Origin of the sequence: Mesorhizobium sp. M7A.F.Ca.US.014.04.1.1 (assembly GCF_003998745.1) — a bacterium.
Taxonomy (GTDB): Bacteria; Pseudomonadota; Alphaproteobacteria; order Rhizobiales; family Rhizobiaceae; genus Mesorhizobium; species Mesorhizobium ciceri.
On record NZ_RZRW01000132.1, the window covers coordinates 1 to 11762 of the forward strand.

The following is an 11762-nucleotide window of genomic DNA, read 5'->3' on the forward strand; positions in this document are numbered from 1 at the left end:
GCGGAGACCGTGCGCCATGAACAACCTTTCCGGCCGTAGCGCCATCGTGACCGGCGGTTTCTCGGGCATGGGCTTCGCCATTGCCACGGCTTTGGCCGAGGCTGGGGCCAATGTCGCCGTCGGCTCCTACATCGCGCCTGCCGGCGCCGACAGATCCGATGCCGCCTACTATCCGGCCGCCGACGAGATCGAGCGCGTGCGCTCGGCCCTTGCCGCTCATGGAACGAAAGTTCACGCCGCACACCTTGACGTTCGCGACAGCGACGTCACCAACCGTTTCGCGGCTGACGCCGAGACGGCCATCGGCCCCGCCGACATTCTGGTCAACGCCGCCGGCACCACCGCCGAGCAGCCGGTCTGCGGCCATTCCGACGCGCTTTGGGACAAGATCGTCGACACCAACCTGACCGGCGCCTTCCGCGTCACGCGTGCCGTGCTGCCGGGTATGATCGAGCGCGGCTGGGGCCGCATCGTCAACATTGGCTCGACGGCCGCCTTGGTCGGGTGGAAGGACAACCCGGCCTACTGCGCGTCCAAGGCCGGCCTGCTGGGTCTCACCCGCTGCGTGGCGCTGGAAGGGGCGGCGCATGGCGTCACCTGCGTTATGATCAGCCCGACCTGGGTCGAGACCGAACTGATGCGCCGCAATGTGGCGCAGGTCGTGGAGCGCGAAGGCAAGGGGCGCACGCCAGAGGAAGCGATGGCCGAGATCGCCAGGGGCAACCCGCAGCAGCGCCTGCTGCAGCCGCGGGAGATCGCCGCACTGGCGGTCTTCCTGTGCTCCGATCTCGCCAAGGGCATCACCATGGAGAACATCCAGATCACCGGCGGAGCGCTTTGGTAGCGCTCCAGCGGGGTGCTTGCGAAAGTCCAACTGACGGGGACTGAAAAGGACCAGTGTCTAAAAAGGCGCCGGCATCAGGCGGGGCGCTTCCGCTTGCGACGACCGCCTTAGGACGGATTTTTCGCACGCGCCCTGCATCTCGCATGTGCGAAAAGTTCTTTCGCATCTGCGAGAAAAGGTGTTTACTGCTCTTGTAGCACTCGCCATTCTCACAGGCTGACTCTAGATGAAAGTAGCCGGTCTTCGGCCATTCCTGATAGCAGTGTTGGCGGCAGCTGGGTTAAATGGGCTCACTGATCGCTGTGCGCTTGCCGGGGAATCGGAGTTGCACAGCGCGCGGCTGGTTGGTCGCTTTTTGGCGACCGGAACCCAAGCCACATTTGAATGGCCGGGAACTGCCATCGAGGTTGAATTCCAAGGGGCATGGCTCGACGTAGTGCTTGACGACACAGGCCGCAACAGCATGGTCGTTGATGTTGACGGTGCTGTATCCCGCCTTGACTTGAAGAAGGGCGAACACACCTACAGAGTCGTATTGGATACGGTGGCCGCCCGGCACGCCGTGCGTCTTGTCCGCCGAACCGAAGCGTCATTCGGCGCGACTGTTCTCAAGGATATCCGGACCGACGGATCTTTTCTGCCGCCGCAGCCGAAAACCCGCAGCTTTTTAGTCATCGGCGACTCCATCTCGGCGGGTTACGGCGTCGAGGGCAAGGACGCCAAATGCCGGTTTAGCGCCGATACCGAGAACCAGTACTTGACCTTTGCCGCAGTCGTGGCGCGCCGCTTTGGAGCAGACGTTACGACGCTTGCAGCATCCGGGAAGGGCCTTGTCCGCAATTATGATGGCAGCACCAACGCAACGATGCGCGACCTCTACACGCGACTGATGCCGTCACGTCCTGACCGGGAGCAACTGCCTGATACCAATGTCATTGTCGTGCATCTCGGCAGCAACGATTTCAGTGGTGGCGCGCGGCCGCCGGATTTTGTCGCACGCTACGCGGACTTGCTTGCCCAATTGCGCGCCAACGCGCCTGGCGCAATGATCTATGCCGGTATCGGCCCGATGCTTTGGGGCGCCGACCTCGATGCCGCGGTGTCGGCCGTGAACAAGGCCGTGGCGGTCCGTCGTGCCGCGGGTGAAAGAAAAATTGCTCTGATACGATTCGACAGTCCGGGAGGAGTTGCTTCACGCGGCTGCGACTCGCATCCAAATGAAATCGGCCAGGGTCATATGGCCGATGAACTTGAGGCCCGTGTGAAAGCGGACCTTGGCTGGGAAGAGACAAAATGACTGTAGCTTCGACGGTTGGCGTAGAATCACCAACGGTGCTGCCGGACAGCACCAATGTTCGTCGCAAGCTGCTCGGGCTCCAAGTTCTAAGGTTCGTCGCCGCTTTTGCGGTGGTATTGTTCCATATTGGAAGCGGTTTTCAAATAGAGTTTGGTCTTAAGGAAAATATCTTTGGATTCGGAGCGTCAGGCGTTGATATATTCTTCGTAATCAGTGGATTTATAATCGCTTACACCACCGATGAGGCCAAAGGCGCCTGGCAATTCTGTCGCCGCCGCATAGTTCGTATCGTTCCGCTCTATTGGACGCTGACGGCAGGTATCGTGTTGATTGCGCTGATGAAACCCGGTCTGCTGAATTCGACCGTCGTGAGCGGCGAAACGATCCTGAAATCACTGTTCTTCATCCCGTTCGAAAAGGTCGACGGTTCGATTCAGCCGCTGCTCTTTCTCGGCTGGAGCCTCAATTATGAGATGTTCTTCTATGCAATATATGCTGCGTGCATAGCTTGCGGCCTGCGCGGCCCACTGTCGCCATCCATGTTCATAGTAGTTCTCGTGGCGATGGGTCAATTCATCCAGAGTGAAAACGTCGCTTGGCGCTTTTATACAAATCCGCTGATGCTGGAATTTGTTTTTGGCATCTTACTTTACCTGGCATATGTGCATAGTGCGAAGCTTTTCGTGGGACGTACGTGGCTTATGCTTGCGATTTTCGTGGCGACAATAGCCATTCGGCAAATGATACCTGATTTGCCCTGGCTTCTGGCGAACGGCGTCCCTGCCGTGGTTTTAACCGCCGCCGCTTTGTCTTGGTCGCCCCCCCGGACGCGCGCGATAACATTTCTGGTTTTGCTCGGAGATGCATCATACTCGCTCTACCTCTCGCACCCCTATGTGATCCAGCTGGCGAGCAAACTGCTACCGCATCAGTCAGGGCTGATGGCGCAGGGGCTGGCCGGCATCGTGGCATGCGCGCTGTCCATAGCGGTATCCATTGTCCTTTATACAATGATCGAGCGACCCGCGCAGGCTCTCTTCAATGGCTTGGCAGCCCGTAGGCAAGCCTCCTCGACGCTCAGGAAAACCGAAAATCATATCTGACTCGCGATGGGAACAGGCCGCCCACTGCCTCTGGATTTGTGACGGATCGCCCTGTTCCAAGGTGCGACGACTCGGTATCCGCCGCTTGGCCAATTCGCGTAAGATAAGTTGACCGGATTTGCCATTGAGCGCCGGGCGCGATAGGTTATATTGCACTGCACAATGGAGAAGCCGTTTATTGCACGCCCATGTCTGCGAAAAATCCGGCCGGCTCATGGCTTGCCGGCACTGGGTCGTGTCGGCGGGACTCTGAGATGAAGATTCCAAAGTCCCTGCTGGTCGATCCCGAGAAGAACTCGGTCTATGGCGCCTTTGCCGTAGCCGTCTCGATCTGGGCGTTTTCCTATTCGTTCATTTTCGGCCAGGTGCTGATCCTGGCCTACTACGCGGTCTGGCTTCCACTCGTCATGGTCGACTACCGGCGGTTTCTGCGGCATCTGTCCAGCGCCTGGCTGCCGCTGCTGTTTGCCGCCTATGTCTGCTTCTCGATTTTCTGGTCGGTTGCGCCGGGCATCACGGCAAGGACGGCGTTCCAATATCTCTCTCATATCGCTTGTGCCTATATCGCGGCGCGCACCGTCAGCGTGCGCGCATTGACGATAGGCGCCCTGGTCGGGATTTTCTTCATCCTGCTGTATTCGTTGCGGGTCGGCAATTATTCCGACGATGTTCTCGACGGCACCTACAATTTCGTCGGCGCGTTTGCCTCCAAGAACCAGCTCGGTTTTGTCGCCTCGCTCGGCATATATTTCAGCGTGGTGTTCCTTGCCTTTTACAGGCGCGGCCGGCTGAGCCTCATGCTTACAGCGCCTCTCATTCTGCTGTCGGCCTATCTGCTGTTCGTCTCGCATTCCGCCACCTCGATGGCCTCTATACCGGCGGTTCTGGCGCTGGTGACGCTTCTTGCGATGAGCAAAATTTTGTCACGGCGCTACCGCCGGGTGATTTTCCTGATCGGCGCCGGTCTGCTGGTCGTGACTGCCTTTGTCGCCTTGAATCTCGGGCTGATGGACTTCGTCCTCGGCCTCTTCGGCAAGGATTCGACGCTCACCGGACGGACCTATCTGTGGGAGCAGGGCTGGAATGCCGTGCAGAAATCGCCGATTCTCGGCGTCGGCTATGCCGCCTATTGGGTGCAGGGCTTCGCCGAAGCCGAGCGGCTGTGGAACGAGTTCTACATCACCACCCGCACCGGCTTCCACTTCCACAACACCTATATCGAGGCTCTTGTCGAACTCGGCTTCGTCGGAGCGACGCTGGTATCGCTGATCGTGCTGCGCACGCTCTACGGCCACGTGTCGGCGGTGGTCTTCAAGACATGGCGGGCCGAGCCGGTGATCCTCGCCGGCGTGATGGTGCTGCTGCTGATTCGTTCCTTCGTCGAGGTCGAGATACTCAACCCCTATTTTACGGGTTCCTTCTTGATGTACTACAGTTTCTTCAAGCTGGCGCGGCTGCCCGTTACTACCCGCACGCGGCGGTCGCAGGCGCCGGCGGATGCGGCCACGGGTGAAGCTGATTGGCCCCGGCATGCCGGCCGTCCGGCGGCCGCTGGGTCGTCATAAGCAATCAACTCGCGGGTTGAAGTCAGGGCAGCGGGAAGCCTTCGCCTGGCAAGCATGGTGCTCAGCAAAAATCCGCCCCTCACGGGACGGATTGAGATGCTGGATGGTATCGGGCTGTGGGCTACTGGCTGGCCAGCGGCGCCAGCTTGACCTTGATCACATCGCCAGGCAGCACGAGTGTGTCTTCCTTGGCGGCGATTTCGCTGGTCTTGCCGTCGACATTGCGCACCAGTGAATAAAGCAGGGCGGGCTGCTGATCATTTGTCATGGCGGCCACAGTCGCGGGATCGGTAGCCTGGGCTATCAGGCCTTTCTGCATATTCGCCTTCAGCGCGGCTTCGTTCAGGTCGGCTTCGGTCTGCTGCCGGGCGGTAGCGAGGTTTGAACTCAAGGTGTTCTGGGCATCGATGGCGTCCTGCTTCGCCTTGCTGATCGACTGCTTGGCGGTGAGGATGGCGGTTTCGTAGTCCAGGATCTTGCCCTGCAGGTCGGCAACCGACTGGCGCGAATCCAGCAGTCGGGCGTTGGCGATCAGGCCTTTCTGCGCTAGCGGGCCGATGCTGGCGAGCTGCTGCTGCGCCAAGTCGACCTGCTGCTGCTGGTTGACGATCTTCTTCTGCAGCGATTCGATCTCGGATTCCAAAACCCCTTTGAGATCGTCGAGCGCTTCAAGCTTCAGCTTCAGCGCCTTTTGGTCCGCTGTCAGGATAGTCATTTCGTCCGCGACGATGGCTGGCAGTCTCGGATCGCCCTCGACCTCCTTAGGCACGTCGAAACTGGCCTTGCCGGCCATATCCGCGTCGATGCGGGCGCGCCTGACGATCAGCCGAATGCGCTGGTCGTCGGAGACATCGAAATTGCCCTTGGCGGTAACCAAGTCCTTGCCGAGTTGAGGTCCGTAGTCGGCGTTTCGCCGGATGCCTCCGGCGACGCTGATGGCCTTCAACACTGTCAGGTCAGGCACATATGGAAACTGGCCGGGGTTCTGGACTTCGCCCGAAATGTAGAATGGCCGGAACTGCGCCATCTCGACCGAGGCTTCCGGTCTGTCTGACAAAGCGAGTTTTTTCTGCAAAGCCTCGCCGATCGCCGTTGCGATTTCGGACGTGGTCTTGCCGGAGGCCGGCAGTTCGCCGGCGAACGGCACCGACAGCGTGCCGGATGGACCGACCGTGTACTCGCCATTCACCGCCGACCAGTCACGGAATGTGCCTTCCACGGTCTGCCATTCGGCGACGCGGATGGTGAGCTTGTCCTGCGAGCCGAGGCGATAGTCGCCGGCGGCGGCCATGTCCGGGACGACGAGGGCCATGGCAAGGCATGTGGCCAGCAAACGCGCCCGCCGCAGGCGGCCGGAAACCGGGCCGCCGCGAAAGGCTTCGAACAAATCTGTTTTCAACTCAACGTTCCGATCCGCTATAGCCCCATCGCCCGATGAGCTTGCGTCGAATGGCCGACGCCAATGTCTGGCATTGGCCACCGGCCGGTCAGTAAGAACCGCGCGACATCCAGACGGCCGGGACGGTCTTGATGATGATGCGAACGTCCTCGAACAGCGACCAGTTCTCAACATAGTGACGGTCGAAGGCGACGCGGCTGTCATAGGACACATCGTTGCGGCCGCTGACCTGCCACAGGCCGGTCAGGCCCGGACGCGATTTCAGATAGTAGACGGCGGATGTGCCATAGATCTCTAGTTCGTCGCGCACAACCGGACGCGGACCGACAAGGCTCATATCGCCCTGCAGGATGTTGATGATCTGCGGCAACTCATCGAGGCTGAGTTTCCTCAGCACTGCTCCAACGCGGGTGACGCGCGGGTCGTTCTTCAGCTTGCGGGTCGCGATCCATTCCGCGTTGGCGTCCGGGTTGGTGGCGAGATAGGCTGCCAGCACCTTGTCGCCGTCCGGAACCATGGTGCGGAACTTCAGGCACGGAAAAATCCGTCCGCCCCGCCCGATTCGCCTGTGGCCGTAGAAAATCGAGCCACCGTCGGAAAACTTGACGAGCAGCGCTATCATGACAAATAGCGGGCTGAGGGCGATCAAGCCAATCAGTGAACCGGTGATATCGAAGCTGCGTTTGAGCAGGCCGCCGATCGGCGGCGGAAAATCGATGTCAGCCTGCGAAAAGCTCGCGGTGGCTGACTTGGCAACGTCCCTCATGCCGTAAACTCCATGCGTTGAACGAATGGTTCACCACACGATACCAAAAAAATGTTGCAGCGCAACACACAATTTACCACCCCGTTGAAATAGTCACGTCATGAAATGACTAAATAATAAGCTTGCCATGCACAAATTTCGGCATATTTAGCACATTTGTGACAATAAATGGGCACAGCCGAAAAAATAGAGGCCTTTGTGGGGCGGTTTTTAGGCGGACCTACCTATTTGCCAAGGCGAGGTACAAACTAGTGCTTCATCATGCCGTGATGCTTGGTCAAAACCATATAAAATACTACTTAATATTGGCCATTTTACTGAAAAATATCGACGAGAGGATATCGGCCTAGCTCCCGTTGCGTGCATTGCAACATGGCAGAGTCGATCGCAAAAGCTCGATCAAAAATAACCGAAGTTGCCCTTGCCGCCTATTGCTCGCCTTAATAGAATTGCAAATTATACCTGTCACGGTGACGACAGGTGGAAAAGGCCGGAAGCAACCGGTCGAGAGTGGGCGACCTTAACAAGCCCACATGACAAGGGACGGCGCTCGGGTGGGGCAATCGCGATAATACCCGAGCCGGTTTATGGGCTGTTGGGTATGGCACTTCCAAAATTCATCCTCGGGATGATTTTCGCTCTGGCGATCGTCGTCGGCTGGTCCTGGCTGGGCGGTGCGTCGATAGGCACGATATTGGTGCGTGTCATCATCTGCGCCGTGACCATTCAGGCTGGCTATTTCGTGCTCATCTACACCATGATCGCCAGGAGCGCGCCGACGCCTGCCGACATAGCTCGTGACGCCGAGCGCAAACTGAACGCACCCGAGGTCGCCGAAAGCGAGAAGCTGGGCGGTGCCAGGCGCGGCCTGCATTGATGCAGACTGCTCAAACGTGGCCGGTTTGGCGGCAACGACATCCTTCGAGACAAAGGGACCAAAGCGCCGCGTGAATCCGTCTCGGCGCGACGCGTCTTGGTCGCCGGCTCACGCCACATCAGCGGGTTCGCTCTCCGACTGTTCCCCCAACAGCATCCTCGACAACCGGCTGCCGGTTTTTTCCTTCAGCCGCTGATATTGGCCGACCTCGACGATACGGCCGTTTTCCATCGCCACCACCCAGTCGGCGAAGGCGATCATCGACGGCCGGTGCGCGATGGTCAGGATCGTCATCGTACCGCGTAATCCATCGATCGACCTGGCGATCAGCGACTGGTTCTGCCAGTCGAGCGCGCTGGTCGCCTCGTCGAGAATGAGCAGCGACGGCTTGCGCAGCAGCGCGCGCGCGAGCGCGATGCGCTGGCGTTCGCCGCCCGAGAGCCGCACGCCGCGATCGCCGACCACCGCCTCGAGCCTGAGGTCGAGCCGTTCGACAAACTCGCCGGCGTGCGCCTGACGCAGCGCGGCCCACAGAACGCCATCGCTGGCCCGTGGCGCGGCGAGGCGCAGGTTCGCCGCGATCGTGTCGTGCAGGAGGAACACGTCCTGCGGCACATAGGCCACCTGGTCGCGCCAGCGACGGCGATTGCTGGCATCGATCTCGACGCCATCGACAAGCATCTTGCCGGTGGTGGGCTCCAGCAGGCCAAGCAGCATGTCGGCGATCGTGCTCTTGCCCGATCCGGACGGGCCGATCAGGGCGGTGACCTTGCCGGCCGGCAGGCCGAAGGTGATGCCGCTCACCACCGCCTTGTCGACAGCATCTCCGTAGGCGAAGGACACGCCGCGAATATTCAATCCCTTATTGAGGGAGAGTGTCCCGGCGTCGGCGAACTCGGTATGGCCGGGCTCGCGTTCGGCGTCGAAACGTGCCTGCAGGCTGCGCATTGCCGTAAAGGCGGGCAGGTTGATCAGCACTTGCTGGGCCTGCGTCTGCATGTCCATGAAGCGCGGCGCGATACGCATGAAGACCAGGAGCAGGACGACGATCTCGGCCAGCGACAGATTGAAGCGGACCAAAGCCACATAGATGAACAGGCTCAGGCCCACGACGCTCGCCACCTGGAATACAGCAGTGCCGATGGTGCTGTTGCGCACATAGTCGATGTTGTCGGCCTTCATCCTCTCAAGCGTCGACCGCAGCTGCGCGAAATAGCTGTCCTCGACGTTCAGGCTCTTGGCCACCTTGATGCCGCCGAGAAATTCCGAGACCGTCCGGTACTGGTCCTGGCGATTGGCGGTCAGCACACGGCCGAAGGCAGTGGCCCGTGCCCGGAAGGGCCGCAGCGCCACGAACATCAGGATGCCGACGACCACGGCAAACAGCGTCATGACCGGCGAGATAAACACGGAAACCAGGAGATAGCCGGCCAGAAGAACGGCGATTTGCACCAGCATCAGCAGTGAGAAAGCCGCGCCCTGGACGCGGTCGATGTCGCCGGTCAGGGCATGATCGAGATCGGAACTGCGCATGCGTGTAAAAACGCCCCAGCGCGCCTTGCCGATGCTTTCGAACAGGTTCATGCGAACGCGATTGATGAAATCGAACAGCAATTTGGCCATGTAGACCGACTTGAAGCGATTGAACGCCGCCTGCGCCGCAACAAGCCCGACCAGCGCGCAAAGCACGGTCGTCAGTTGCAGCGTGCCATCAGGCACCAGCCAGCGCACGAAATCATCGTTGGGCAGCCGAACAGCGAAATCCTGGTCGGCACGTCCGACCAGATGCAGCAGCGGGACGAGCAGCAGGATCGAAATGCCCTCGGTCAGGCTGCCGAGGATGAGGAAGAACAGCGCCGTCCACGTTCGCCGGCCGCCGATCCGGGCAATGGTGGCGCCGAAGGCGGCAATTTCTCGAAACAGCGACAGGCGAAGGATTGGGGGCTTCGACATGGTTGCGCTCACAACCGCCGGCTGCCAGCCGACAGATCCTTTTCGATCAGTTCCACGGCTTCGCCGATCCTGTCCAGGCCCGTCGGGACTTCCAGCCGGTACACGCCGATATGGTTGGCAATCCATGAACATTGCCGAAGATGCGCCGTCGCGAAGTCGCCGGGCAGGGCCGCGCGGCCGAAGCGCGTCACATAGGAGAATTTGATGATGGCCGGCAGGGCGGCAATGGCGGGCAAGGGCGTGATGTCAGCCCTTTCGCCGCGCTCGAGGATATAGATCCTGGTCGCCGGCACCTCGTCGCCCGAAAAGCCACCGTTCAGGCGATGCTGCATCTTGTCGATCGCCGCATGCACTTGCGGCCGCACTTCCGCTTCCCCAAGCGAGATCGCCGCCGCGGCGTCGGCCGCCAGCTTGATCTGCGGAAAGCCCGGAACGGTCATTGGCTCACTCGGATTGGCGAGGTCCAGCGCCACCACGTCATCGGTAAGCAGTCGATGCCCGGCCCGGATCATCGCACTTGCGGTCGTCGACTTGCCGGCTCCCTTGTCACCCATGAAGATGGCGCTCGTGCCGGCGGCGGCGATGGCACTGGCATGCAGGACAAGCAGGCCGCGCCGGTGCAAGAGCAGCGCCATGACCGGACCAAGCAGCGGAAACGCGAGCAGCGCGTCGTCGACGCCGGGCGCCGGTTCGATGTCGATACGGCTGGAATCGGTGATCAGGAACGCGCCCACGGCATGCCACGCCAGATATTGCCGGTCCGGCTCGAAGCGAAAGTCGGTCGCGGCTTCGGGCGAGGGCTTTGGCAGGTCGATCGCGCCGACGGCAATCACGACATCCGCCGCCCCCGGCGTCGCCGGCTGCAGTTCGGGCAACGTCACCTCCGACGCGATGGTCAGGCCGTAGGCCCGGTAGAAGCGGCGTTCTCGCTTGGCCCGGCCATGCGAAAAGGCATCATCATTGCATAGAGCGAGCGGCTCGTTGCGCGGCATCATGCGGGGCTCCCGCCATGCTTGAGCTGCCGCAGCCAGAGCGACAGCGAGGCCGAGCGCCAGACATACTGGACATCCAGGGGGGCTGCCTGATCGGGCTGGCGCAGCAGCCGCGCATAGGCAGCACTCACTTGAGGCAGATTGACGTAAGGCGCGATGCGGTTCGCATCCGAGACCAGCAGCTGTTCCAGGAGGTCGCGATGGTTGCGCAGCATGCCATTGAGGAGATTGGCAGTGAAGTCGATCTTGTCGCGCCGCCACTGCACCGCCTCCGGCAATACGCCTTGCATGGCGCGGCGCAGCACATAGCGGCCAAAACCGTGGCTCAGCTTCTCCTCGCCCGGCAGCGCCAGGCAGAACTCGACCAGCGGCTTGTCCCAGAAGGGGTAGCGCGGCTCGACCCCGAAATTGGCGGCGGCCTTGTCGAGAACCTCGAAAGCATGCGGGACATAGCCGTTCGACAGGATCCAGCGATGGCTCAAGGCATCGCTGGCCTGGACGCCGGGCGGCATGTAGCCGGCCCGGTGAAACCGGTCGACAAGCTCGGTGCGCTTGGCCAGGTCCGGATTGATCAGGTCGCGCCAGCTTCGTGCGCGCGACACTTGCGCGGGCTTGCGGATCTTGTTCAGGGCACGGTTGGCCATATGCCTCAGCCTGGCGATGCGCCAGGCCGGCCCGTAGAGGGTCAGGAACTGGAGATAAAGGCCAAGCGTGCTGTCGCCATAGGTGTTGGAGGCGCTGCGGACCTCGCGCCACAGATCCATCCATCGGCCGCCATTCGCAAGCTCGTGCAGGTGGCCGTGGCCTTGTGAAACGACCTCGTCGCCACCATGGCCGTCCAGCAGCACCTTGATGCCCTTGGCGCCGGCAGTCCGGTAGATGCCGCGGGTGAGCGTCAGGCCCGGCGCCAGGAACGTTCCTTCCTGTTCTTCCAGCACGCGCTCGAATTCGGCAAATGGGGCATAG

At 60.9% G+C, this 11762-nt stretch carries 9 protein-coding genes and 1 pseudogene; 5 read left to right on the top strand and 5 right to left on the bottom strand.

Annotated elements, in window-relative coordinates; genetic code table 11:
• Positions 1 to 16 precede the first annotated feature (16 nt).
• The 4 genes from EOA22_RS11705 to EOA22_RS11720 all read left to right on the top strand — a co-directional run bounded on the left by EOA22_RS11705 (position 17) and on the right by EOA22_RS11720 (position 4809).
• On the top strand, positions 17 to 844 hold the full coding sequence (locus EOA22_RS11705; protein ID WP_013528123.1) for an SDR family NAD(P)-dependent oxidoreductase: 828 nt from the start codon (positions 17 to 19) through the stop codon (positions 842 to 844).
• Positions 845 to 1070: 226 nt separating this feature from the next.
• Positions 1071 to 2141, top strand: coding sequence for an SGNH/GDSL hydrolase family protein (locus EOA22_RS11710; RefSeq protein WP_082826634.1), 1071 nt, complete (start codon positions 1071 to 1073; stop codon positions 2139 to 2141).
• Positions 2138 to 3244, top strand: coding sequence for an acyltransferase (locus tag EOA22_RS11715; RefSeq protein WP_024501842.1), 1107 nt, complete (start codon positions 2138 to 2140; stop codon positions 3242 to 3244). The genes EOA22_RS11710 and EOA22_RS11715 overlap by 4 nt, the downstream gene beginning before the upstream one ends.
• Positions 3245 to 3498: 254 nt before the next feature.
• On the top strand, positions 3499 to 4809 hold the full coding sequence (locus tag EOA22_RS11720) for an O-antigen ligase (RefSeq protein ID WP_063169877.1): 1311 nt from the start codon (positions 3499 to 3501) through the stop codon (positions 4807 to 4809).
• A 121-nt stretch (positions 4810 to 4930) separates the two neighbouring features.
• Here EOA22_RS11720 and EOA22_RS11725 read toward each other — a convergent pair whose 3' ends face one another.
• Positions 4931 to 6196, bottom strand: coding sequence for a polysaccharide biosynthesis/export family protein (locus tag EOA22_RS11725; RefSeq protein ID WP_063169878.1), 1266 nt, complete (start codon positions 6194 to 6196; stop codon positions 4931 to 4933).
• A 100-nt stretch (positions 6197 to 6296) separates the two neighbouring features.
• The gene (locus tag EOA22_RS11730; RefSeq protein ID WP_013528120.1) at positions 6297 to 6974 is read right to left on the bottom strand and encodes a sugar transferase; all 678 of its coding nucleotides are present in this window, start codon (positions 6972 to 6974) and stop codon (positions 6297 to 6299) included.
• Positions 6975 to 7575: 601 nt separating this feature from the next.
• Between EOA22_RS11730 and EOA22_RS11735 the strand changes: the two genes are divergently transcribed.
• Positions 7576 to 7851, top strand: coding sequence for an exopolysaccharide production repressor ExoX protein (locus EOA22_RS11735; RefSeq protein WP_013528119.1), 276 nt, complete (start codon positions 7576 to 7578; stop codon positions 7849 to 7851).
• A gap of 108 nt (positions 7852 to 7959) precedes the next feature.
• Here the strand turns inward: EOA22_RS11735 and EOA22_RS11740 are convergent, their stop codons facing one another.
• From EOA22_RS11740 to EOA22_RS11750, 3 genes and pseudogenes are all read right to left on the bottom strand, one after another.
• On the bottom strand, positions 7960 to 9804 hold the full coding sequence (locus EOA22_RS11740; RefSeq protein WP_127389977.1) for an ABC transporter ATP-binding protein: 1845 nt from the start codon (positions 9802 to 9804) through the stop codon (positions 7960 to 7962).
• Positions 9805 to 9812: 8 nt separating this feature from the next.
• Positions 9813 to 10799 (bottom strand): serine kinase, encoded by a 987-nt coding sequence (locus EOA22_RS11745; RefSeq protein ID WP_063169880.1) that lies wholly within the window; start codon positions 10797 to 10799, stop codon positions 9813 to 9815.
• A pseudogene (locus EOA22_RS11750) lies at positions 10796 to 11762 on the bottom strand (lasso peptide isopeptide bond-forming cyclase); the annotation flags it as partial. The pseudogene EOA22_RS11750 and the gene EOA22_RS11745, both read right to left, overlap by 4 nt.

Excerpts from the sequence above, each read along its gene's own strand:
- EOA22_RS11715 (WP_024501842.1), top strand. The coding sequence starts at position 2,138 with ATGACTGTAGCTTCGACGGTTGGCGTAGAATCACCAACGGTGCTGCCG.
- EOA22_RS11720 (WP_063169877.1), top strand. The coding sequence starts at position 3,499 with ATGAAGATTCCAAAGTCCCTGCTGGTCGATCCCGAGAAGAACTCGGTC.
- EOA22_RS11745 (WP_063169880.1), bottom strand. The coding sequence starts at position 10,799 with ATGATGCCGCGCAACGAGCCGCTCGCTCTATGCAATGATGATGCCTTT.
- EOA22_RS11705 (WP_013528123.1), top strand. The coding sequence starts at position 17 with ATGAACAACCTTTCCGGCCGTAGCGCCATCGTGACCGGCGGTTTCTCG.
- EOA22_RS11740 (WP_127389977.1), bottom strand. The coding sequence starts at position 9,804 with ATGTCGAAGCCCCCAATCCTTCGCCTGTCGCTGTTTCGAGAAATTGCC.
- EOA22_RS11735 (WP_013528119.1), top strand. The coding sequence starts at position 7,576 with ATGGCACTTCCAAAATTCATCCTCGGGATGATTTTCGCTCTGGCGATC.
- EOA22_RS11730 (WP_013528120.1), bottom strand. The coding sequence starts at position 6,974 with ATGAGGGACGTTGCCAAGTCAGCCACCGCGAGCTTTTCGCAGGCTGAC.
- EOA22_RS11710 (WP_082826634.1), top strand. The coding sequence starts at position 1,071 with ATGAAAGTAGCCGGTCTTCGGCCATTCCTGATAGCAGTGTTGGCGGCA.